Source organism: Ruegeria sp. CDSC042, assembly GCF_059610745.1.
The window spans coordinates 61,764-84,991 of record NZ_JBXWOF010000012.1; the positions used below are offsets into that span (position 1 = coordinate 61,764).

At 58.3% G+C, this 23,228-nt stretch carries 23 protein-coding genes; 8 read left to right on the plus strand and 15 right to left on the minus strand.

Annotated elements, in window-relative coordinates:
• Positions 1 to 32 precede the first annotated feature (32 nt).
• On the minus strand, positions 33 to 1,103 hold the full coding sequence (locus tag AC2FHX_RS19140) for an SMP-30/gluconolactonase/LRE family protein (protein WP_496703347.1): 1,071 nt from the start codon (positions 1,101 to 1,103) through the stop codon (positions 33 to 35).
• Between the two features lie 93 nt (positions 1,104 to 1,196).
• Here AC2FHX_RS19140 and AC2FHX_RS19145 point away from each other — a divergent pair, with 93 nt between their 5' ends.
• The gene (locus AC2FHX_RS19145; RefSeq protein WP_496703345.1) at positions 1,197 to 2,312 is read left to right on the plus strand and encodes a pyridoxal phosphate-dependent aminotransferase; all 1,116 of its coding nucleotides are present in this window, start codon (positions 1,197 to 1,199) and stop codon (positions 2,310 to 2,312) included.
• A gap of 126 nt (positions 2,313 to 2,438) precedes the next feature.
• On the opposite strand, the gene AC2FHX_RS19150 is transcribed toward AC2FHX_RS19145, so the two are convergent.
• From AC2FHX_RS19150 to AC2FHX_RS19175, 6 genes are all read right to left on the minus strand, one after another.
• Complete coding sequence (locus tag AC2FHX_RS19150) at positions 2,439 to 3,629, minus strand: pyridoxal-phosphate-dependent aminotransferase family protein (protein ID WP_496703343.1); 1,191 nt, start codon at positions 3,627 to 3,629, stop codon at positions 2,439 to 2,441.
• Positions 3,630 to 3,679: 50 nt separating this feature from the next.
• On the minus strand, positions 3,680 to 4,312 hold the full coding sequence (locus AC2FHX_RS19155) for a bifunctional 4-hydroxy-2-oxoglutarate aldolase/2-dehydro-3-deoxy-phosphogluconate aldolase (RefSeq protein ID WP_496703341.1): 633 nt from the start codon (positions 4,310 to 4,312) through the stop codon (positions 3,680 to 3,682).
• Positions 4,313 to 4,317: 5 nt separating this feature from the next.
• A complete protein-coding gene (gene edd, locus AC2FHX_RS19160; protein WP_282022124.1) occupies positions 4,318 to 6,123 on the minus strand; it encodes a phosphogluconate dehydratase in 1,806 nt (601 codons plus the stop codon).
• A gap of 2 nt (positions 6,124 to 6,125) precedes the next feature.
• Entirely contained in the window at positions 6,126 to 7,571 is a 1,446-nt protein-coding gene (zwf, locus tag AC2FHX_RS19165) for a glucose-6-phosphate dehydrogenase (RefSeq protein ID WP_496703339.1), read from the minus strand.
• Positions 7,572 to 7,709: 138 nt separating this feature from the next.
• Entirely contained in the window at positions 7,710 to 9,953 is a 2,244-nt protein-coding gene (gene ptsP / locus AC2FHX_RS19170; protein ID WP_496703337.1) for a phosphoenolpyruvate--protein phosphotransferase, read from the minus strand.
• A 46-nt stretch (positions 9,954 to 9,999) separates the two neighbouring features.
• Positions 10,000 to 11,238 (minus strand): aspartate kinase, encoded by a 1,239-nt coding sequence (locus AC2FHX_RS19175; RefSeq protein ID WP_496703335.1) that lies wholly within the window; start codon positions 11,236 to 11,238, stop codon positions 10,000 to 10,002.
• Positions 11,239 to 11,402: 164 nt separating this feature from the next.
• Between AC2FHX_RS19175 and AC2FHX_RS19180 the strand changes: the two genes are divergently transcribed.
• Positions 11,403 to 11,759 (plus strand): hypothetical protein, encoded by a 357-nt coding sequence (locus AC2FHX_RS19180; RefSeq protein ID WP_142638033.1) that lies wholly within the window; start codon positions 11,403 to 11,405, stop codon positions 11,757 to 11,759.
• Here AC2FHX_RS19180 and AC2FHX_RS19185 read toward each other — a convergent pair.
• The 5 genes from AC2FHX_RS19185 to AC2FHX_RS19205 all read right to left on the minus strand — a co-directional run bounded on the left by AC2FHX_RS19185 (position 11,753) and on the right by AC2FHX_RS19205 (position 14,782).
• The gene (locus AC2FHX_RS19185; protein WP_496703333.1) at positions 11,753 to 12,391 is read right to left on the minus strand and encodes an SDR family NAD(P)-dependent oxidoreductase; all 639 of its coding nucleotides are present in this window, start codon (positions 12,389 to 12,391) and stop codon (positions 11,753 to 11,755) included. The two genes, AC2FHX_RS19180 and AC2FHX_RS19185, sit on opposite strands and share 7 nt — an antisense overlap.
• 3 nt (positions 12,392 to 12,394) lie before the next feature.
• The gene (locus AC2FHX_RS19190; RefSeq protein WP_271950473.1) at positions 12,395 to 12,850 is read right to left on the minus strand and encodes a DUF1178 family protein; all 456 of its coding nucleotides are present in this window, start codon (positions 12,848 to 12,850) and stop codon (positions 12,395 to 12,397) included.
• Between the two features lie 70 nt (positions 12,851 to 12,920).
• Positions 12,921 to 13,379 carry an NUDIX hydrolase gene (locus AC2FHX_RS19195; RefSeq protein ID WP_496703331.1) on the minus strand — a complete coding sequence of 153 codons (459 nt, stop codon included), beginning with the start codon at positions 13,377 to 13,379 and terminating at the stop codon, positions 12,921 to 12,923.
• A gap of 96 nt (positions 13,380 to 13,475) precedes the next feature.
• Positions 13,476 to 14,234, minus strand: coding sequence for an EcsC family protein (locus AC2FHX_RS19200; RefSeq protein WP_496703329.1), 759 nt, complete (start codon positions 14,232 to 14,234; stop codon positions 13,476 to 13,478).
• Between the two features lie 53 nt (positions 14,235 to 14,287).
• The gene (locus tag AC2FHX_RS19205) at positions 14,288 to 14,782 is read right to left on the minus strand and encodes a GNAT family N-acetyltransferase (protein WP_271950478.1); all 495 of its coding nucleotides are present in this window, start codon (positions 14,780 to 14,782) and stop codon (positions 14,288 to 14,290) included.
• 71 nt (positions 14,783 to 14,853) lie between these two features.
• Here AC2FHX_RS19205 and AC2FHX_RS19210 point away from each other — a divergent pair, with 71 nt between their 5' ends.
• On the plus strand, positions 14,854 to 15,459 hold the full coding sequence (locus AC2FHX_RS19210) for a flavin reductase family protein (RefSeq protein ID WP_496703327.1): 606 nt from the start codon (positions 14,854 to 14,856) through the stop codon (positions 15,457 to 15,459).
• Positions 15,459 to 16,097, plus strand: coding sequence for a CatB-related O-acetyltransferase (locus AC2FHX_RS19215; RefSeq protein ID WP_271950482.1), 639 nt, complete (start codon positions 15,459 to 15,461; stop codon positions 16,095 to 16,097). The genes AC2FHX_RS19210 and AC2FHX_RS19215 overlap by 1 nt, the downstream gene beginning before the upstream one ends.
• A 31-nt stretch (positions 16,098 to 16,128) precedes the next feature.
• On the opposite strand, the gene AC2FHX_RS19220 is transcribed toward AC2FHX_RS19215, so the two are convergent.
• Entirely contained in the window at positions 16,129 to 17,763 is a 1,635-nt protein-coding gene (locus tag AC2FHX_RS19220) for a SulP family inorganic anion transporter (protein WP_142638018.1), read from the minus strand.
• Positions 17,764 to 18,065: 302 nt separating this feature from the next.
• On the opposite strand from AC2FHX_RS19220, the gene AC2FHX_RS19225 reads away from it, so the two are divergent.
• The 3 genes from AC2FHX_RS19225 (at position 18,066) to AC2FHX_RS19235 (ending at position 20,735) form a co-directional block, all read left to right on the plus strand.
• Positions 18,066 to 18,938, plus strand: coding sequence for an S-methyl-5'-thioadenosine phosphorylase (locus tag AC2FHX_RS19225; protein ID WP_496694268.1), 873 nt, complete (start codon positions 18,066 to 18,068; stop codon positions 18,936 to 18,938).
• Positions 18,939 to 19,037: 99 nt separating this feature from the next.
• Complete coding sequence (locus tag AC2FHX_RS19230) at positions 19,038 to 20,054, plus strand: DUF418 domain-containing protein (protein WP_496703325.1); 1,017 nt, start codon at positions 19,038 to 19,040, stop codon at positions 20,052 to 20,054.
• 51 nt (positions 20,055 to 20,105) lie between these two features.
• A complete protein-coding gene (locus tag AC2FHX_RS19235; RefSeq protein WP_496703323.1) occupies positions 20,106 to 20,735 on the plus strand; it encodes a LysE family translocator in 630 nt (209 codons plus the stop codon).
• Between the two features lie 4 nt (positions 20,736 to 20,739).
• Here AC2FHX_RS19235 and AC2FHX_RS19240 read toward each other — a convergent pair whose 3' ends face one another.
• Positions 20,740 to 20,913, minus strand: coding sequence for a hypothetical protein (locus AC2FHX_RS19240; RefSeq protein WP_281995766.1), 174 nt, complete (start codon positions 20,911 to 20,913; stop codon positions 20,740 to 20,742).
• A gap of 312 nt (positions 20,914 to 21,225) precedes the next feature.
• Here AC2FHX_RS19240 and AC2FHX_RS19245 point away from each other — a divergent pair, with 312 nt between their 5' ends.
• On the plus strand, positions 21,226 to 21,765 hold the full coding sequence (locus AC2FHX_RS19245; protein WP_142638010.1) for an adenine phosphoribosyltransferase: 540 nt from the start codon (positions 21,226 to 21,228) through the stop codon (positions 21,763 to 21,765).
• Between the two features lie 12 nt (positions 21,766 to 21,777).
• Here AC2FHX_RS19245 and AC2FHX_RS19250 read toward each other — a convergent pair whose 3' ends face one another.
• Positions 21,778 to 23,193, minus strand: coding sequence for an FAD-binding oxidoreductase (locus AC2FHX_RS19250; RefSeq protein WP_496703321.1), 1,416 nt, complete (start codon positions 23,191 to 23,193; stop codon positions 21,778 to 21,780).
• Between the last annotated feature and the right edge of the window lie 35 nt (positions 23,194 to 23,228).

The following is a 23,228-nucleotide window of genomic DNA, read 5'->3' on the forward strand; positions in this document are numbered from 1 at the left end:
GCCAGCAAGATGAGGACAGTGCCACCACGACGTCAGGGCAAATCAGCGACGGGCATCCGGCCATACCACGGCGAATCCAGCGTCATGACATAGAACAGGTCACCAACGACCTGACCCGCCGTGGTGATGCCCAGCCGCCCGCCGGGGTCCTGCAAGGTTTGCAGGATTGTGCCATCCCCGTCGAATTGGACGATCATGCCGCGATGAATCGGCGCCGGTCGCACCAAGGGACCCAGCCGCCAGATCACCTTGCGCAAAAAGGGATAGGGCATCAAAGCTTCACTCGGCACCCGTGGGCTGGCGAAGGCCATCCAATAAGTGCCGTCGCCCTGCGCCGTGAGGTTATCGGGGTATCCCGGCAGGTTTTCCATCAACACCTCGCGCTGCCCAGCACTCGGCCCAGTTAGCCAGAGCTTGTGCACCCGCGCACGACCAGTTTCGGCGATCAGCAGAAAATCCGTCTGCGGGGAAAGCGCTACACCATTGGTATAGACAAAGCCCTCGGCCACCTTTTTTGTTGTGCCATCAGGGGAATAGCGGGCCACGTATCCCGTATCCGACTGCTCCCAGATGGTCAGGACCGAGGTGGCTTTGGTACCGCCCATGGTTTCGGGATCGAACCGATCAGACGAGTTCGAGAAATAGACCGTACCGTCCGGAGCCACGTCCAACTGATTGGCATAGACCACCGGAGACCCGCCAATCTCGGACACAAGGGATACCAGCGTGCCGGGCCCGGTCCAGCGCATCAGCCCCCGGTAGCTATCTGCGATATATAGCGCGCCGTCCGGCCCAGCTTGCAGACCCAAAGGGCGCCCACCCAGGTCGTCGATCTTGACCGGGCTGTCGCCGTTGATCCGATAAAGCGCGCCGGACATGGATGTCGTGTAGATCGTGCCATCCGGCATGATCGCGATGTCTTCCGGGCCTTCCTCGCCATCCGGCAAAGAGATCAGTTCGAGGCTGTCCAAAGCGTTGTTCTCGGCAAACGCGCCGGTAAAGCCCGGAGCTTCGGGCGGCTCCCAGGCCACTGGGTCCACGTCAACAGGCCAAAATATCAAATAGGCAAGCCCCACTAAAGCCAGACCAATCACGATGCGCATGTACACTCCTTTGTTTCTATTGGTGCCAGACTGTGGATACTGTGCAGGCAAAGCAAGGTTGCCTGTCGGATGACCTTGCGTTTATCTGTCTGCATGACCAATCCACGCTATACCCCGCTTGCCCAATCTCTTCCTGCTTCTGTGCCTTTTGTCGGCCCTGAAACACAGGAACGACAGCGCGGTGCACCATTTGTGGCCCGGCTGGGTGCGAATGAGAATGTCTTTGGCCCTTCGCCACGCGCTATCGAGGCCATGCGGAGGGCAACTGGCGATATCTGGATGTATGGCGATCCGGAAAACCACAACCTGCGCCACGCCCTGGCTGAATACCACGCCGTCTCACCCGAAAATATCGTGGTTGGCGAAGGCATTGATGGGTTGCTGGGCTATCTGGTGCGCTTGCTGGTTGGGCAAGGAGATACGGTTGTGACCTCGGACGGGGCCTATCCGACCTTCAACTATCACGTCGCCGGGTTTGGCGGGGTGATACACACGGTTCCCTATCGCGACGATCACGAAGACCCTCAAGCACTCTTTACCAAGGCCGCTGAGGTCGAGGCTAAGCTGGTCTATCTGGCCAATCCTGACAACCCTATGGGCAGCTGGCATTCGGGCACTGATATCGTGGCTGTATTGGATGCGCTGCCCGATGGCTGTCTGCTGGTTCTGGACGAGGCATATGTGGAATGCGCCCCCGACGGGACTGCAGCGCCGGTTGCCGCAGATGACCCGCGTGTGATCCGGATGCGCACGTTTTCCAAAGTATACGGAATGGCCGGCGCGCGTGTCGGCTATGCCATTGGGGCGCCAGACCTGATCGCGGCGTTCAACAAGGTGCGCAACCATTTCGGTATGAACAAGGCTGCACAAGCAGGCGCGTTGGCTGCGTTGCAGGATGAGGTTTGGCTGTTACAAATCCGTGCCCGCATCTCAGATGCGCGCGAGAGGATCAACGCGATAGCGTTGGAGAACGGGCTGCACCCTTTACCCTCAGCCACCAATTTCGTGGCCATTGATTGCGGTCAGGATGGGGTGTTTGCCAAGGCTGTTCTGGAGTCGCTGGTGGCGCAGGGGGTTTTCGTTCGGATGCCCTTTGCCGCGCCTCAGAACAGGTGCATTCGAGTGAGCTGCGGCGATGCCTCCAATCTAGGGGCTTTTGCCGCCTCTTTGCCAAAAGCGCTTGCTGACGCCCGGGCGCTGAACGTCTGAAGCTCTCGCTTATGGCCATCGGGACGGGGGGGCTGTCTGCCCCCATCGCGCCGTTTGCGCGATTCCCCCCGAAAGTATTTTGAGTCAGGTGAATATACAGATTAGCACTGAGATCGGGAGCTGGTCTCAGGTCACAAGCGCGGTGGCGGCGGCTTCTAACGCACCCGTGCCGCGCGGAATATCAAGGGCGGCCATGGCAGTTTCCACGCCGCCAAGCATCGCCATGACCATCTGTGCATTGATGTGACCCATATGGCCCAGGCGAAAACAGGCGTCCCAATCTTCCATCCCGAGGCCTATTCCCAAAGTCAGGCCCAGCGATTGTTCGGTATAGGACCGCAATGGGGTTCCGAGCCCTCCACTCAGGCGCAGCGCGGTGACCGCATGACTTCGGTCGGCGCGGTCGGCTACATTCAACGACAGCGCACCGCCCTGTGCCCAGATTTCGCAGGCGGTCCAGATTGCCTGAGCGAGGCGTTGATGGCGCGCCCAGACATTTTCGATCCCTTCCGCGTGGATCAGGTCGAGCGCGGCCCGCAGCCCATAGAGATGATGGGTCGGTGCGGTACCATCGAAGTATTGGTAGAATAGCTCGGGATTGGCTCGTGGCTGCCAGTCCCAATACCGGGAAACACGCGGCATTGCGGCCCGTTTTGCCTGCGCCTTGTCGTTGAAAAATACAAACCCCACGCCCGGTGGGGTCATCAGCCCTTTTTGACAGGCGGTAACAGTCACATCGATACCCCAGGCATCCATCTCGAATTGCTCACATCCCAGCGAGGCGATGCAGTCCGCCATCACCAGCGCCGGGTGATCCAGATCATCCAGCAACGCGCGCAGCGCCGGGAGGTTGTTGCGAATTGAGCTCGAGGTATCCACGTGAACTGCAAGTATAGCCTTGATATCATGCGATGAATCAGCACGTAGCACCTCGGCAATGTGATCGAAATCCCAGACCGAGCTGGTTCCGAAATCAATCACATCCACCTTGGCGCCGATCCCTTCGGCCATTTCGGCCCATCCATGGGTAAACCGCCCCGATGCGGGGGCAAGCACTGTCTCACCTGGCGCGATGGTGTTCGACAGTGCCGCCTCCCACGTGCCATGGCCGTTGGCAATGTAGATGGCCACGTTATGGGCCGTGCGGGCAACGCGACGCAGATCGCGGATCAGATCGGGCATCATCTCGATCAATTCGCCGTCGTAGATATTAGGTGACGGTCGGTGCATCGCCTGCAGCACTGCGTCAGGCATGACCGAGGGGCCTGGAATAGCCAGATACTCGCGCCCACGCGCGAGGGAGATTGGATGTGTCATGGGATCAACCTGTTTGAATTGGCCCTACCCTAACGTGGCCAATTTCGGCGTCAATCCATCAGCTTGGCGGCATCCCGGGCAAGCGTTTCGATCCCGGACCAGTTGCCTTCTGCGACCATCTGTTTGGGTGCAACCCAGCTGCCGCCCGCACAGATCACGTTGGACAGAGACAGGTAATCTCGGGCATTTGAAGGCGATACACCGCCCGTTGGACAGAAGGTGATTTGCGGCAAGGGCGCGCCGATAGCCTTGAGCGCAGGCGCCCCGCCCGAGGCCTCGGCCGGGAAGAATTTCAGCATGTCATAGCCTTTTTCCAGCAGGGCCATCGCCTCGGTGGCGGTTGCGGCGCCGGGCAGCAGAGGCAGGTCTTGGGCATCGCATGCGGCGATCAGGGCGTCAGTGGCACCGGGCGAGACGCCAAACTGCGCGCCAGCCTCTTTCGCGGCGCGCACGTCATCAGGCGTGATCAATGTACCCGCCCCGACGACGCCACCGGGAACCTGCGCCATCGCCCGGATCGCATCGAGCGCTGCCGGGGTGCGCAAGGTGACTTCGAGCGCAGGAAGACCGCCCGCGACCAGAGCTTCGGCCAGAGGTCGTGCGCTGGCGGCGTCGTCAATTACAAGAACCGGGACAATCGGGGCAAGGGCACAGATTTCACGGGTGCGTTGTGTCTTGGACATAGGTCTTACACTCCGAAGATGCTGGCGCCGGTATCCGCGGTGCCGACAGCGTTGCGAAACGCGCCGAACAGATCGCGCCCGACACCATGTTGGTTGGCAGAAAGGTCAGCCGTGGCCGGAGTGCGATCTAGCACACCTGGGGTGAGAATTTCGAGCGCGCCGTTTACGGCGTCCACGCGCAGAATGTCGCCATCCTGCAAATAGGCGATCGCGCCGCCATCCAGAGCCTCGGGGCAGATATGAATGGCAGCGGGAACCTTGCCGGATGCGCCGGACATACGGCCATCGGTCACCAGCGCCACCTTTTGCCCCCGGCCCTGAAGGATCGACAGCATCGGCGTCAATGAATGCAATTCGGGCATGCCATTCGCCTTGGGTCCCTGAAAGCGCACAACGACGATGACGTCATCCGTGAACTCTCCGGCTTTGAACGCCGCCTTGACCGCATCCTGAGTTTGGAACACCCGCACCGGGGCCTCGACCACCTGATGCTCGGGGGCAACCGCCGAAACCTTCATCACTCCGGTACCCAGATTGCCGCTGAGCCGCGAGAGACCTCCTGTAGGTTGGAACGGGTCTTTGGCGGGGCGCAATATCTTGTCATTCAGGCTTTGGCCTGCGCCGTCCTCCCAGGTCAGGTCGCCGTCTTTCAGCTTGGGTTCTTTGGTATAATTGTGCAACCCCTGCCCCGCGACGGTCAGCGTGTCGGGGTGCAGCAACCCGTCTTCGAGCAGCGTGCCAATGCAATAGCCCAGCCCGCCCGCGGCGTGGAAATGGTTCACATCGGCCAGTCCGTTGGGATAGACTCGCGCGACCAGTGGCACCACGGCGGAGATTTCGGAAAAATCCTGCCAATCCAGCACGATACCGCCCGCGCGCGCCATCGCGATCAGGTGGATCAGCAGGTTTGTCGACCCGCCAGTGGCCATCAGACCGACGATGCCGTTCACAAAGGCACGTTCGTCAAGTATCTGGCAGACCGGCGCATAGTTGTTGCCCAGCGCACTGAGCGACAGAGCACGGCGCGCACCTTCTTCAGTCAGCGCATCGCGCAGCGGTGTGTTTGGATTGACAAAGCTGGATCCCGGAAGGTGCAGGCCCATGAACTCCATCAGCATCTGGTTGGTATTAGCGGTGCCATAAAAGGTGCAGGTGCCGGGGCCATGATAGGCGGCCATCTCGGCGGCCATGAGCTCGGCGCGGTTAATCTCTCCGGCGGCGAATTTCTGGCGGATCTTGGCCTTTTCGTCATTTGGCAAACCGCTGGTCATCGGGCCTGCGGGCAGAAATACAGCTGGCAGATGGCCGAACGCCTGCGCGCCGATCACAAGGCCGGGCACGATCTTGTCGCAGACCCCCAGAAACACGGCAGCGTCATAAGTGTTGTGGCTCAGCGCCACCCCTGTGGCCAGCGCGATCACGTCACGTGAGAACAGCGACAGTTCCATCCCCGCCTCGCCCTGCGTGACGCCGTCACACATTGCCGGTACGCCACCTGCCACCTGTGCGGTTCCACCTGCGGCGCGGATCGCATCGCGGATCAGGCCGGGATAGCGCTCGAACGGCTGATGGGCCGACAGCATGTCGTTATAGGCAGTAACAATGCCCAAATTGCCCGCCGTGCCAGCGGCCATCGATTGTTGGTCATCGCCTGCGCCGGCATAGGCGTGGGCCTGACCGCTGCAGGACAGATGCGCCCGCGCCGGGCCTTTGGACCGGGCCTGTTCCATCCGCTCAAGATGCGGGCCGCGCAAATCGGCGCTGCGCGCTATAATCCGTTGCGTGACGTCGGTGATAACTGAATTAACCATGTCTAACCTCCGATCTGACGCCAGCGGCGCCCGTCGCGATGCATCAGCATCAGAGCTTCTTCGGGCCCGGAACTGCCCTGATCATATTTCGATGGCCGGTCGCCCCGGTTTTCCCAACCCTGAATAATAGGGTCAACCCAAGCCCAGGCGGCTTCGGCCTCGTCGCCACGCATGAACAGGGTCTGGTCGCCGCGGATCACATCCATCACCAGCCGTTCATAAGCGTCCTGAGCCCGCGCATCTGCGCCCAGCGCCTCGGCAAAACTCATATCCAGCGACACATCCGACAGCCGGAATCCGCCCGGACCGGGATCTTTGATGGTGGTGCGCAGGGTGATCCCTTCGTCCGGTTGCAGACGGATCACCAGCACATTTCCATGCAATGGCCCTACATTGGGGAAGATAGTGTGTGGAGGATCCCTGAAGTAGACGGCGATTTCCGACTCGCGCGCACGCAAACGTTTTCCGGTGCGCAGATAAAAAGGCACCCCAGCCCAACGCCAGTTACCCAAATGAACCTTTAGCGCAATATAGCTTTCTGTCCGGCTTGCAGGGTTGCCGACATGGTCCAGATACCCGTCACCGCCCTCGCCCGTGCGGTATTGACCGCGGGCGATATCCGCAGGCATCACCGGCTCAAGCGCCTCGATCACTTTGACCTTTTCATCGCGAACCGCGTTGGGAGAGAACTTGGACGGCGGCTCCATCGCTGTCAGGCACAGCAGCTGTACCAAGTGGTTCTGGATCATATCCCGCATTGCACCCGACTGATCGTAATAGGCCCCACGCCCCTCGACGCCGACGGTTTCAGCCACGGTGATCTGGACGTGGTCGACATGTGTTGCGTTCCACAACGGCTCGAACAGGGAATTGGCAAAGCGCAGGGCCATCAGGTTCTGCACGGTCTCTTTGCCCAAATAGTGGTCGATCCTATAGATCTGATGTTCTTCGAAACAGGCGCGCAGCCCTTCGTTCAGCGCCTTGGCCGAGGCCAGATCATGACCAAACGGCTTTTCCACAACGATACGACTGTCAGGCGTTGCAAGATCGTGATCGTTCAGCCGTTTCGCAATGCCCGAGAACAAGCTTGGGCCGACAGAAAGGTAAAACGCTCGCACAACGTCTGGGCGCAATGACTTGGCCAGATTGTCCCAGCCCGCATCACCCAAGGCATCAACCTGTACATATTCCACGCGTGACAGAAAGCGGTCCAGAACGTCTTTTTTGAATTCCGGCGCGAACTCTTTCATCGAGGCGCGTATCTGATCCCGAAACGCGTCGCTATCAATGGCGGATCGGGCAGACCCGATAATCCGGGCTTCGTCTGGCATCTGGCCGACTTCGAAACGATGACACAAACCCGGCAGGATTTTTCGCTGCGCCAGATCACCGGTCGCGCCAAACAGCACCAGATCGAACGGGTTAACGGGAATTACGCGTGAAACCATCGTCGGGCTCCTTCAATCCTCTGCTGAACCACAATAGCACTTAAAGCTGACAGCGCCGGTGAATTGGAAATGTTATCGCTAACATTCCCCATTTCCTTAGGCAAAGCGAGTAAAGAAAGCAAGGGTGGATTTGACGCACTACCCCTGGCTGCGTAACCATTCCATCACAGCTGGTCGCACGGATTGCTCTCCGCGATGACGAGCGTCCGATATGATCTTGCGCACTGCTTGCAGATCTGCCCGCAACAATACGCTTTTGACCGGCCCAATCGACGCCGGGCGCATCGACAACGTCCGGATTCCCATCGCGGCCAGACACAGCGCCTCGACCGGGCGTCCTGCGTCTTCACCGCAGAAGCTGAGCGGCGTATCCGAGATGTTGCAGCGTTCTACGATCCGTTCGATAAAAGTCAGGAAACTGACATTCAGCGAGTCATAGCGGCGGCGGACCAACTCGTTTTCACGGTCGGCAGCAAAGAAGAACTGTTTCAGATCATTGCCACCAATTGAAATGAAATCGACTTCGTCAAAAAACTTCTGCGGTGCAAAAGCGAGTGAGGGTGTTTCCAACATCGCTCCGACTTCAATACTTTCAGGCAGGGCATGGCCCAGACGTTTCTCGCGGTCGATGGTCTTATTCACTTCCCATCGCGCTTCATAATACTCTTCGGCTTGTGCCACGAATGGGAACATGACTGTCAACGGACGACCATTGGCGGCCCGGATCAGAGCCTGCAGCTGCATCCGCATCACGCCGCGCTTATCCAGGCCAACCCGAATTGCGCGCCAGCCTAAGGCCGGGTTCGGCTCCTCGATATGTTTCATGTAGGGCAGAACTTTGTCGGACCCGATATCCAGCGTGCGAAATACCACGCGCTTTTTATCGGCCGCATCCAGAACCCGCTGATATTGCGTCACAAGCTCGGAACGCTTGGGCATCTTATTCCGGATCAGGAACTGCAGCTCGGTACGAAACAGGCCCACGCCTTCGGCACCGGAATTGTTCAGCGAAGGCAGGTCCGCCATCAGACCCGCGTTCATCACCAGATTGATCCGCTCTCCATCCCGCGTCACCGTTGGCGTTTCGCGGATCGAGGCATAGCGTTCCTGCGCCTTGGCCTGCATCGCGACCTTATCACGGAACGCGCTGACCACGGTATCTTCTGGTCTGAGCTGCACAGTGCCCTGATCGCCATCAACCAGAATATGGTCTCCGTTCAGGGCCTCGGTCGTAATGCGCCCAACATGGACCACCAGTGGTATGGCCAAAGCACGGGCAACAATGGTGGCATGGCTTCCGACCGAGCCCTCTTCGAGCACGATGCCTTTCAAGGACCGGCCATATTCCAGCAGGTCACCTGGACCGATATTCCGGGCAACCAGGATTGGGTCCGGTGGCAGGTCGGCACTGTTTGTCTGCCCCTGCCCGGTCAAAATGCGCAGCAGACGGTTGCTGAGATCGTCCAAATCCGCCAATCGCTCGCGCAGATAGGGGTCGGAGACTTGGCTCATGCGCGCGCGCGCCTGGGATTGTTCCTTTTCCACCGCAGCTTCGGCGCTAAGCCCAAGTGCAATGTCCTCTTCCATCCGGCGCATCCAACCTTTGGAGTTGGCGAACATGCGATAGGCTTCCAGAACCTGTAGCTGTTCCTTGTCGCCGTTCTTGGATATCTCGAGCATCTTGTCGACACCGACGCGCAATTCTTCGACCGCCTCGGTCAGACGCTCCTGTTCGCGGTGCGGGTCATCGGCAATCGGGTTGGTAACAACAACGCGCGGTTCGTGCAGCCAGACATGGCCTTCGGCCGAGCCCTCTTGTGCAGGGCCGCCTGTAAACTGAACCGGTTGCTGGTGGCGTGGCGACAGGGCCGCGCCCTCGCCAACGAATGCTCCCAGTTCAGCCATTTCGGCCAGAACCATTGCAACCACTTCCAGCGCATAAACTTCATCCGCAGAATATTCGCGCGCGTTGCGGGACTGAACAACCAGAACGCCAAGCTTTTCACCCAGCCGCTGAATCGGCACACCCAGAAAAGACGAGAAACGCTCCTCGCCCGTTTCCGGCATATAGCGAAAGCCCTTGGCTGACGGCGCATCGGGCGTATTCACGATTTTGCCGGATTTCGCGACGCGCCCCACCAGTCCTTCGCCCATGCGCATACGGGTCTTATGAACGGCCTCGGGCGACAGGCCTTCGGTCGCACAAAGTTCCAGGGTTTCTTCGTCGCGGAACAGATAGATCGAGCAGACCTCGGCCCGGATACTGTCTGCGATCAGGTGAGTGATCCGGTCAAGACGTTCCTGACCGGCAGCTTCGCTCGCCATCTCTTCACGCAGCCGCACCAGCAGCTTACGGGATTCTGTTTCAGTGCCGTCTGCCATAGCCCAACCAGTCTAAGGTTTCAGGCGTGACCCTTGGCTGAATTGCTCAGGCCGCCTTGTCCAATTCAAAGGCATCATGCAGTGCCTGAACCGCAAGTTCCATGTATTTCCTGTCCACCAAGACGGAAATTTTTATCTCAGAGGTTGTAATGACCTTGATGTTGATACCCTCATCCGAGAGTATCTTGAACATTTTGGCCGCAACACCCGATTGCGAACGCATTCCAATCCCGACCACAGAAACCTTGCAGACATCATTATCTGCGACCAGGTCGGCATAGTTCAGCTCTCCTCGGTCTTTCACAGCCAACAGCGCCTTTTCGGCGCGCGTCACCTGATCCGTGGGGCAAGAAAAGGTCATATCCGTGCGCCCTTCGTCCGAGATGTTCTGAACGATCATATCCACATTCACGCCCGCGTCGCTAAGCGCCGTGAAGATGATCGAGGCGATACCGGGGCGGTCCGCCACGGAAACGACGGTCATCTTGGCCTCGTCACGAGAATAGGCCACACCGGCCACAACATTGGATTCCATGATATCCTCCTCGTCGCAGACCAGCGTACCGGCCTCGTCGGATTGTTCTTCAAAACTTGAGAGAACGCGCAATTTCACTTTATATCGCATCGCCAGCTCAACCGAGCGGGTTTGCAGCACCTTAGCCCCAAGCGAGGCCAGTTCCAGCATTTCTTCGAATGAGATCCGATCCAGCTTACGCGCTTTTTGGCAGATGCGCGGGTCGGTCGTGTAAACGCCGTCTACATCGGTATAGATGTCGCAGCGCTCGGCCCCGAATGCAGCAGCAAAGGCCACGGCAGTGGTATCCGACCCGCCACGGCCCAGTGTCGTGATACGGCCTTCGGGGCTGAGACCCTGGAAACCCGCGACAACGGCCACTTTCATACCCTCGCCGAATTTCTGGTTCAGGTTGTCGGTCGGGATATCCTCGATCCGGGCCTGGCTGTGGGCGCTGGTGGTCAGCAACGGCACCTGCCAGCCCTGCCAACTGCGGGCTGGTATGTCCATCTCTTGCAATGTCAGCGCCATAAGGCCGGCGGTGACGTTTTCCCCCGAAGACACCACGGCGTCATATTCGCGCGCATCAAACAGTGGCGAGGTTTCGTTGACCCAGCCCACCAGCTCGTTGGTCTTGCCCGACATGGCCGAGACGATGACGATCACGTCATAACCCTTGGCCACCTCAACGCCGATGCGCTTTGCAGCACGGCGGATACGGTCCAGATTTGCGACGGATGTGCCGCCGAATTTCATCACGAGTACGGGCATGGGGGCTGATGTCTCCGCGCCTTGGAATTCAGATCCCGTGCGTCTTATGCGAGGGGGGCCGCAAGAGCAAGAGTGCAATACCGCATCAGTCGGGGCCTAGCATCGCTTTACAACCGCGTATGACGGTGTAAGCCTGACGCATCAAATTCACTACGAGGTATTCAATGCACCGTCTTGCCCTTGTCCTTGCCCTATTTTCCACACCTGCGGCGGCGCAAGTCGCCTCGCTGACCGGCACCGACGGTCAAAACGCCTTGGGGAAGGTGCCCTGTGCGACCAGCCCAGGCGAGGCGATGCGCACTTGCAACGCCGAAATGCGGCGCCGTGACGACGGCAGCTCTACGCTTGCGGTTGCGATGGGAAATGGCGAAGTCCGCAACATCTATTTCACCGATGGCATCCCGGATTCAACAAATTCGGCAGCTAAGATCACCTATGAAAACCGAGGCGATGTTATGGTGATTTTCGTTGATCCCGGTGAGGTATATGAGATCCCTAAAGTCGCTCTTGCCCGTCAGTAAGGGTGCGACTGGCCTTCATAGGTTTCAAAGCACCCAGTACTTTCAAGTGACAGAGTATCGAAACGGTTGATCAGGCCCTGAACAGCCTTATCAACCGTGATATCAGCCCCGGTCCCACCCATATCCGTCTGAACCCAGCCGGGATGGTAAATGCCTACTGAAATGCCGTCGCCGCGCAGGCCCACAGCCAGATTGCGCCCCAGATTCAGAACAGCAGCCTTGGACGAGCGGTAGATATAGCTGCCACCAGGCGCCCGCGTGTGCGAGGCCATCTGCGAGGATAAAATCGCAATCTTGCCCTGTGCCGCGCGCAGATTGGGCAACAAGGCCTGAACTGTCAGAAAGACCCCGGTCACATTGGCAGCGAAACTCTGCGCCCACATTTCGGCGGGGTAGCCATCGATGGTTTGGGATTTATCCAGATATACACCGGCATTGCAGACCAGCAGATCAACAGGGCGCATTGCCAGCTTTTCCGCCATCGCTTGATGTTGTTTCGGGTCTGTTACATCCAGCGCCACCTCCGCGCTGCCATCCCGAGCCGTGCCCGTTACGTCGCATCCTTGCGCACGATACCTGTCCGCCAGAACCTTTCCGATCCCCCGCCCAGCACCGGTGATAACAACATGCATCGGCTAGTTCGTCTTGCGCGAAGGTACGAAAGGCAGCGGCGCAACAGGTACGCCGTCATCGATCAATGCCCTGGCTTCTTCTGGCTTGGCCTCGCCATAGATCGCACGTTCCGGCGCGTCGCCCAAATGAATCTTACGGGCCTCTTTGGCAAAATCCTTGCCAACGTAATCCGAGTTGTCCTCGACTTTGCGCCGCAGCTCGGAAAGGGCTTTCTCGACATCAACGCTTGGCGTTGCCATGTTGACGACCTCATCCCGAGATGCCGGGACCGTGGTACGAGATTCGACCGTACGTCCGGGGCGGACACGCGGGGTCATGATTGCTTTTTCAACTTGCGGATCACCGCACACAGCGCATGTCACCATGCCCGCGGCGGCAAGTTTGTCGTAAGCGGCGGCTGATTGAAACCAACTGTCAAAGCTGTGACCGCTATTACATTTCAACGCATATTGAATCATGTTCTGTCCAAATGTCGGATGCCAAATAGATACCAACCACTATTGCAATGGCAAGCCCCTGAGGGGGACATCAGTGATACAAATGCTCTACATTGCGTAACAATGATGCAAGATCGGGCGAATTAACCCGAGAGGCGGCATGTCCCAGCGAAAACCACCTGCGCTTGCGCTCTTGCCATTCAGGGTATCGCGCGGCCAGGGATTTGACCACCAGCGGATAGACATCGACCAGATAAACCGCTGATCCTTTCTTGTGCCGCCGCTTGTAGTGCAGGAACTGCCCAAAGGCATTTGGGGTACATGTACCGGTCACACCAGCCTCTTCCCAGGCCTCTTGACTGGCCGCACCGGAGGGCGAAAGGCCATCAATCAAATTCCCCTTGGGTATGATCCAGCGACCGGAACCACGCGTCGTAATAAGCAACACCTCTGGCGTGCCGCTTTGGACACGATAGCACAGTGCCGCCGATTGCCGTACGACTCGTACAGTGCCCGCTTGATGCAGGTTGAGTTGCCTTTGCTCGATCACGTCCTGCTGCCTCTTCAGGGAACGTTGTATATGCCCGCCCGATGCGCTTTTGCGCTTATTTAGCGGGCCCGCATCTGAAGAATGCCATATGAAGTGTTATTTTTCAATCCCTTGCATCCGCGCCTCAAGTTTGCGGACCAGAACCTCATGCGGGATATCGGCATCTACCGACAGCCGCCTGAGGCCAAAGTGGACGCGGGCAATCTGTTGGTAATAGCGGGTATAGACGTAATTCGTCCCGCCACCGGCAATGGCGCCCAACACAGGCACGGATTGCGCAGCCAGTTTTTGCCCCAAAACCACCGCCAGTTTCGGGGCAACGGCAGATATCAGCTTTTGCAAAGCTGGGCCTGTCAGGGTCAGACGCGCCGAAAAGAAACCCAGATCCGCGCCGTCATCGAAAGACATCGGACCAGCGGCTGACAATACCCGGACACAGTCGAATTTGACACCAACCTCTGAAGGGTCAAACCCTTCGCGCGCCGCAGCGCCCTGAATTGAACGCAGCAGCATGGTCGTGGTTGCCGGTAACTCCATCAATGCGGTCGGAACGCCACCGATACCGCCTGCAGCTCCCATGGCTGTCGTCAGGGCCGTATTGACCCATGGCAACTGATCGGGCACCGCCCTACGCGACCCTTCAGCCGCGTTCATCGCAATCCAAAGCGCCTTTTCTGTCGCCCCGGTTAGGGCTTCGCGCACAGATGGCGGCAGCTGTTCAAGCAATGACTCTGCCGAGCCACCGACACTGTTCAACAACTTGACGCCCGGCCCTCCGGCGGATTGGTAATATCCGGCCAAACGGTCCAGTTCCGCTTCGGCATTGAGTTTTCCGACAAGAACCAAGTCCTGCATAAGTACCCTCCTGCCCCTAGAACATCGGCACTTACCGCAGCGGTTTCAATAGCTCAGCGGCTCCAGCGAGTTACCAGACCAGTTATTCCGTCCCATCCGCCGGGTATCAGGTCTACGCCCAGAACCCGATCCGGGTTGGTTGGCGGGGGCATCTCGACCCCGGTCAGACGGGTGAATCCAAACCGAGCATAATAGGGTGCATCCCCGACCAACATGACCCTGTCCCAACCCTTGGTTCGCCCGGCCCGCAATCCTTCGTGGATCAAAAATCCACCCAGTCCTTCACCTTGATGGGTCGGGTGGACGGCCACAGGGCCCAAAAGTAGCGCGTCCTGATCGCCAACATGCACGGGCCAGAATCTTATTGCACCGGCCAGGATATCCTGCCCGTCCCGCACCACTTGTGACAAGCCTGACATTGGCGGAACATCATCGCGCAGGCGATACGAAGACAGCGCTTCGCGCCCGGGCGCGAAGCACAAATCGTACAAAGCCTCGACTTCCCACCAATCGTCCGGCTCCTCCGGCCTGATCACAAATTGCTGCACCCTGCCCTCTTTTCCTAGCTGGAATTCGCCCTAGCACTTCGTTACGCCTTGGGCAAACGCTTGGAGACCTTATGTTCTATCGCCCAGAAGACGGCCACGGCCTGCCACACAATCCGTTCAACGCCATTATCACCCCGCGCCCGATCGGCTGGATATCAACCCGTGGCGCGGATGGGACCAACAACCTCGCGCCCTATTCGTTCTTTAATGGTGTGGCCTACACACCCCCGCAGGTCATGTTTGCCTCGACCGGAACCAAGGCCGATCAGGACGGTGGAAAGGACAGCATCGCCAATATCGAGGCAACAGGCGTATTCTGCGTGAACGTTGTCGCCCACGCCCACCGCGACGCAATGAACGCCAGTTCAGCCGCGCTGCCCAAACATGTCGACGAGTTCAAACACGCCGGCCTTACCGCAATCGAATGCGAGACCATCCCCTGCGCCCGTGTCGAAGGTGCCCCAGCCGCATTGGAATGCAAGCTCACGCAGATCGTGACCCTGCCCGGAAAGGCGAACCGGGTTGTGTTCGGCGAAGTGACAGGAGTGCATCTGCACGACGACCATATGCGGGATGGCAAATTCGATGTGACGTCTTTCAAACCACTGGCACGGCTTGGCTACCGGGATTATTCGGTCGCGTCCGAGCTGTTCAGCCTTTCAAGACCGGATGACTAATGCCTTTACCTGACGCATCGCGCCGATACCCAATCACATTGCCTGACGGCTCGGACCACCCGGGTACGGTCTTCCTGTCTCAGGCTATCGACCACCCCAGAATAGAAGCCGGTGAATATAGCTATGCGTCGGATTTCGACGCACCAGAGGATTGGGCGCAACGCCTTGCCCCTTATCTATTCCCGTTTTCCCGCGAAAAACTTGTCTTGGGTAGATTCTGTCAAATCGCCCACGGCGTCCGGTTCATCACTTCATCGGCCAATCACGCCATGAGCGGGGCGACATGCTATCCTTTTCCCGTTTTCGATCCCGAAAAGCTGTTGGAATATCAACCTGACAGGCGCGATACCGTGATCGGAAATGACGTTTGGATCGCATACGGTGCCTTGATCATGCCTGGCGCTAAAATCGGAGATGGCGCCATTATCGGTGCAGGATCCGTCGTGCGCGGAACAGTACCGCCTTATGCAATCGTGACAGGCAATCCTGCAGAGGTACGACGGTATCGGTTTGAGGCCGGTACAATCGACCGGCTGCTTGCTTTGAAGTGGTGGGATTGGCCAACTGATCTGATTACCGAAGCCGAAAGTGCTCTGCTGTCCGGAAACGTCGATATGCTGGAGCGTTTAGCCCCCTAAAAAAGGCGGCCCATTTGGCCGCCTTTCACAATCAGTGCCCACCCAGAATGCCGGTGCGAACAGAATAATCGACCGCCAGCGCGTAATCGGGGTCATCATCGCTGTCGACCATCAAATGGCCTGCCTTGTTCAGCAGTTTGTGACAGTCACGACTGAGGTGGCGGAGCATGACGCGCTTTCCTGCGGCTTCATATTTCGAAGCGATGTTCTCGATGGCCTGCAATGCCGACTGATCCACCACACGGCTTTCGGCAAAATCGACAATCACGGTTTCCGGGTCGTTTGAAACGTCGAATATCTCAACAAATCCCTCGGACGAACCAAAGAACAGTGGCCCTTGAATCTCGTAGACCTTTGCGCCTTTTTCCGTCAGTGAATCGCGGGTGATTGCATGGATACGCTTGGCGTTATTCCAAGCATAAGCCAGAGCCGAGACGATCACACCAACAACAACCGCTACCGCCAGGTCCTCCATCACGGTCACGACAGTCACCAGCACGATGACAAACGCGTCCATCAAAGGCACTTTGCGCATGATCTTGAACGAGTTCCAGGCGAAGGTCCCGATCACCACCATGAACATCACCCCGACCAGAGCGGCCAATGGAATCTGCTCAATCAGCGGGGAGGCGAACAGGATGAATACCAACAGGAACAGCGCCGCTGCGATACCGGCAATGCGCGTGCGCCCACCTGATTTCACGTTGATCATGGACTGACCTATCATGGCACAGCCGCCCATGCCTCCGAAAAAGCCAGTGGCCACATTGGCAAACCCTTGGGCGATACATTCTTGCGAGGCACCACCACGTTTGCCGGTGATTTCGCCAACAAGGTTCAGCGTCAGAAGCGACTCGATCAGGCCGATCGCTGCCAATATGACGGCGTATGGCAGGATGATCTCAAACGTCTCCCAGTTCAGCGGCACCATCGGGATGTGGAACGGCGGCAAGCCACCTTCGATCGAGGCAAGATCGCCCACCCGTGGGACGTCCAGTCCGAAACCAATCACCAATGCTGCGACGACCATGATCCCTGCCAAAGGCGCCGGGACAATGCGTGTAATGCGCGGCACGATAAGGATCACCGCCATAGTCAGGCCGACCAGACCCAACATGGTAAAAAGCTGAATACCGGAAAGCCATTCGCCACCGCTCATGCCATGGCCCGTGTTTTCCATGCTGCCGGGAACTTTGAACTGGCCCATCTGGGCCAGAAAAATCACGATGGCCAATCCGTTCACAAACCCCAGCATCACTGGATGTGGTACCAGCCTGATAAAACGCCCCCAGTGCATCGCCCCTGCGATCAGCTGCAGTATTCCCATCAAAACCACTGTAGCGAAGAGGTATTCGACCCCATGTTCTGCCACCAAGGCAACCATCACCACGGCCAGGGCCCCGGTTGCGCCCGAAATCATACCCGGACGGCCACCAATCAGTGCAGTGATCAGCCCCACCATGAACGCAGCATACAAACCAACCAGAGGATGCACGCCCGCGACAAACGCAAAGGCCACCGCCTCAGGGACCAAAGCAAGTGCAACCGTCAGGCCGGACAGCAGCTCGATCCGAAGGCGCGAGACGGTCAGGCCCTCATCCGGAACCCAACGAAGATCAGGTTTGGCGATACGATTGGCAAAGCTTGCCAGCATAGCTCGGGGCATAGGGCGTCCTGTTGGTTTATGGGTTCGCGCGAAAAAGGGACTTCTATCTGTGAACCGGTTTTTGAGCCACCGCATCAGGCGGGAGGCTGATATGCGCAGCACGCATAGCACATATCTCGCGAATAGGTGAATTGATGTCGGTTCGTTGCCGTCACACCTTGGCTTGACGCTCTGCCTGGCTCGGATAGCAACGACCCGAATCCCTGCGAAAAAAGTGATAGAACCACCGGGCGATCACCCTTGTCAAACCATGCAGCGCAGCGCACAAATCGCTGAACAGGCACCAAAATCGGAGAAAACCAGTGACCCAGACCAAGATTGCCGTCATCGGCGGATCAGGCATTTACGACATCGACGGATTGGAGAATGCGCAATGGGTCTCGGTTGAAACGCCTTGGGGTAAGCCTTCGGACCAAATACTGACCGGCGCGCTGAACGGGATCGAGATGGCGTTCCTGCCTCGTCACGGGCGTGGCCACATTCATTCGCCGACGGACGTGCCCTATCGCGCCAATATTGACGCGCTGAAACGTCTGGGGATCACGGATGTGATCTCGATCTCGGCCTGCGGATCATTCCGCGAGCATATGGCACCCGGAGATTTTGTTGTCGTCGACCAGTTCATCGATCGCACCTTTGCGCGGGACAAAAGCTTTTTTGGCTCTGGCTGCGTGGCCCATGTCAGCGTCGCCCACCCGACCTGCCCGCGTTTGTCAGATGCTTGTGAGACTGCTGGCAAGGCCGCCGGCATCACCGTTCATCGCGACGGCACTTATCTGGCGATGGAGGGGCCGCAGTTCTCGACACTGGCGGAATCCAAAATGTACCGCGAGCATTGGGGCTGCGATGTGATCGGAATGACCAACATGCCCGAAGCGAAACTCGCCCGAGAGGCCGAGCTTTGTTATGCCTCGATCGCGATGGTCACCGACTATGACAGTTGGCACCCGGACCATGGCGAGGTCGACGTGACCGCCATTATCGCCACCCTGACCGGGAACGCCGAAAAAGGCCGGGCGCTGGTCAAGGGCTTGCCAGAGTTGCTGGGGGCAGAGCGCCTGCCCTGCCCGCACGGGTGTGACCGGGCGCTGGAATACGCGATCCTGACCGCGCCAGAAAAACGTGATCCGGCGCTGCTGGCGAAACTGGACGCAGTCGCGGGGCGGGTGCTCTAGCGATTGGTATCAACCCTATTCCGGTCGGCCGCATCAGTACTTAACCGAAAGGCAGCCTTTTAAGTTCGGTACGGGCGGCAGGGAACGAAGAGGATAGGAATGAAACGGCTCGAGGCCCTGGACGCCGCACGCTTTCTGGCATTTTGCGGCATGGTGCTGGTGAACTTTCGCATCGCGGCGCAGGTCAAACCGACAGATGACTGGGCATCGGCGCTTGTCGATGCACTGGAAGGTCGTGCTGCTGCATTGTTTGTCATTCTGGCCGGGATCGGTATTGGCCTGTCCAGCCCTTCTGCTGGAATTCTGTTACGACGGGCTGCATTTCTGTTCGTACTTGGCCTGATCAACATGACCATGTTTGAGGCCGATATCCTGCATTTCTATGCATTGTATTTTGTTGTCGGCGCGGCATTTCTGTCCTCGTCCATCTTTGGTTTGTGGCTTGGCGCGTGCAGTGTCGTTGTCCTGGCCGTTCTCGCCAATCTTATCTTTGACTATGATCAGGGATGGGACTGGCTTTCACTGACCCATACCGACCTGTGGACGATACCGGGCTTTGTACGAAACTTGCTGTTCAATGGTTGGCACCCCGTTCTACCTTGGGCAGCGTTCTTGCTGATCGGTATGGCGATTGGGCGATCGCAACTACAGACGGTCTGTGTTCAGCACCGGTTGATCATGTGGGGATTTAGCGCAGCGGTTCTGGCCCTGTTTCCGCAAAAGCTGACAACCGATCCTGACTTGGCCGCCTATCTGGGCACTCAATCCATCCCTCCGGGGCCGTTTTACATTTTGGCCGGGGCTGGAACCGCCTGCGTGGTGATCGGCCTGTTGCTAAAGCTCTGGCCGCGGATTCAGGAGTTGGGCGTCGCACCGGCGCTGACTGCTCCGGGGCGGCAGGCCTTGACGCTGTATCTGGCGCATATCGTAATCGGGATGGGCATTCTGGAAGAGGCCGGCCTGCTGGACGGATCGCTCAGCGCGCCACAGATCGTTGGCTACGCCTTGGGTTTCTGCGTGCTGTCCTCAGGATTTGCGCTGCTATGGTTCCTGCGCTTCAGACGCGGACCACTTGAGGCGTTGATGCACCGCGTGACCCGGCCCTCAGGGGCTTGACCTTTGCCCGTCACCAAAGCTTGATACCTGCGTATCTTAATCGGAGATCACATGCCCTTTGACATCTGGCTGGCTTTTATGGCTGCATCCACCGCTTTGCTACTGATCCCCGGCCCCACTGTTCTGCTGGTGCTCAGCTATGCGCTGTCCAAAGGCCGCAGCGTTGCCGTAGCCTCAGCCACCGGAGTGGCGGTTGGCGATTTGGTGGCCATGACGGCCTCATTGCTGGGATTGGGGGCATTGGTTCTGGCCTCAGCTACGTTGTTTTCCGTATTGAAGTGGATCGGCGCGGCCTATCTGGTGTGGCTGGGTATCAAGTTACTCCGCAGCGCCCCTTCGGCGGGGCTGCAAGCGGTTGAACCCGGCGCAGATATCACTGCGCGAGGCGTCTTTGGTCACGCGGCCGCTGTAACCGCCCTGAACCCCAAATCGATTGCGTTCTTTATCGCCTTCGTGCCGCAATTCCTGCGCCCTACCGAACCTTTGGGCCCTCAATTCGCGATCCTGATAGGCACCTTCGTCGGGCTGGCCTGGTTGAACGCATTGGCCTATGCCCTTTTGGCAGATCGACTGCGCCATATGATCGGCCGCGCAAGCACCATTCGCGCATTGACGCGTTTCGGGGGACTGACCCTGATCGGTATGGGGATCGCCACATCAATTCTGCGTCGCCCGGCCTGAGGGCCTATTCTGCAGTGTGATCATTCATAAATCCGCGAATAAACCGCCTGATTTCTCGCGCCGCCGACGTGTCGAGTTCCCTGCACAGCTCTACAAAAGCATCGCGCTCGCCACGATCCAGCCGCAGAACCAGCTGGCTGTCCTTTTTGGCTGAAACCTTACGATCTGTCCCTGACATGCACTTTGTCTCCAAAAGACTTCAGAAGGAATGAAACGTATATACTAAGTATATAGAAAACATATGATGGGCAGCTAACAACCTTGCGGAATCTTTGCAAGTAGCCTGTGTTCAATTCAGGTAATTCTTTTTCGGAACCAACGCATTGGCTAAAAAAGACGGCGTCTTGGGAAACCTATCTGGTTTTTTCGGTGAGATAGGCAATCGCACGTTCTAGGAAGATTACAAGCCAGCACATTCATTCTGTTCTTGCATGACCGTTCCCGATGGGCCAAACAACCCAGCGTGTTTTGACGCCAGAAGGGGTTGGTCATGTCAAGAAACAAGTCGGTCAAGGATTACATCCGAACCATCGTCGATTTTCCGCACGAAGGGATCATGTTTCGGGATGTCACCACCTTGTTTGCGGACCCGCGCGGGTTTCGCATGGCGATTGACCAGATGTTGCACCCCTATGCTGGCGAACAGATCGACAAGGTCGTGGGGCTTGAGGCGCGCGGTTTCATTTTGGGCGGCGCCATCGCTCATCAGCTGAGCGTCGGTTTCGTCCCCATCCGCAAAAAGGGCAAGCTGCCCGGCACAACAATCAGCCAGGATTACACGCTGGAATACGGCGAGGCTATCGTCGAGATTCACGATGATGCCATCCAACCGGGTGAGAAAATTCTCGTCGTGGATGACCTGCTGGCCACCGGAGGCACCGCCGCCGCCGGGATCAAACTGATCGAACGGCTGGGCGGCGAGATCGTGTCATGTTCCTTCATCATCGATCTGCCTGAACTGGGCGGGCGCAAGGTTCTGGAAGAGATGGGCATGGATGTTCATGTCCTGTGCGAATTCGAAGGACTCTGATCGATCCCACAGTTACAGCCGCAGGACCGCGCCGGGGTTCATGATCCCTTTGGGGTCCAACGCCGATTTGATCGCCCGCATCGCGCTCAGTTTGACCGGATCGCCATATCGCTCCAGATCTTCGGTCTTCAATCGCCCGATACCGTGCTCTGCGCTGACGGATCCCTGAAACTCATGCACAAGGTCATGAACGGCCCTTTTTACCTTCGCACTTTCGGCGTCATACTCTGACCGGGAATGCCCGTTTGGCGGAAACACATTGTAATGTAGGTTCCCGTCGCCCAGATGCCCGAAGCAGTTCACCCGATACGGACCAAGCGCGGCCACAACATCTGCACCACGCCGGATAAATTCTGGGATGGCCGAGATCGGCACCGAGATATCGTGGCTTGAGACCGACCCGATCAGCCGGTTTGCATCCGGAATACGCTCGCGCACGGCCCACATGTCCTGCCGCTGCGCCTCGCTTTGTGCAATCACCGCATCGGTGACCAGCCCACGTGCGTCAGCGGCCTCGTACAGCATCTCAAACGCGGTTTCAGGTGATTGGCCCATCGACAAGCCAATCTCGATCAGTACAGACCATTCGGGCGGCTCGGCAAAGGCCTGCCGCGTGTCTGGCAGAACCTCACTCAGGAACAAAAGCCCCTGTTGGTGAATCAGTTCAAATGCGCTGACGCTGTCCCCCATGAGGTCCCGCGCCAGCGCCAGCAAATCAACCGCCGCTTCGGCAGAGGTGACCTGAACCATGGCCGTTCCAACCGCCTCAGGGCAGGGAAACAGCTTGAGTGCCGCCGCAGTGATGATCCCTAGCGTCCCTTCGGCTCCGATCAAAAGATTGCGCAGATCATACCCGGTATTGTCCTTTCGCAACCGGCTGAGCCCATGCCAGATTTCGCCGCTTGGTAGAACCGCCTCTAGGCCCAGACACAGGTCACGGGCGTTTCCATAGCGCAACACGTTAACCCCCCCTGCATTTGTCGACAGGTTCCCTCCGATCCTACATGACCCCTGTGAGGCAAGGGAAAGTGGAAATAACCGGTTCGCGCCTTCGGCAGCCGCCTGTACATCTGCAAGGATCACACCACCTTCTGTAATCATCACATTCTCTGTCGGATAGACAGCCCGGATCGCTGTCATCCGCTCTAGCGAGATCAGCAAAGGCGCAGGCCCGTCCGACGTCACCTGACCGCCAACAACACCGGTGCCGCCCCCATATGGCACCACCGGGACCGATGCCTCGGCAGCCAATCGGATCAGAACCGCTACCTCTTCGGCCGTTCTGGGCACCGCAAGCACCCCCGCCTGCCCGGAAATCCGACGGCGCGGCTCCTCGAGATATCGCGCGGTGACCGGTCGCAGCACTTCATCCGGCAAGGCGGCGCGAATTGATTGGGCGAATTGATCGTCTGCGGGATTCAGGGTCATGCCCATTCCTTGCCCAAGGCAACGGGTCCCGACAA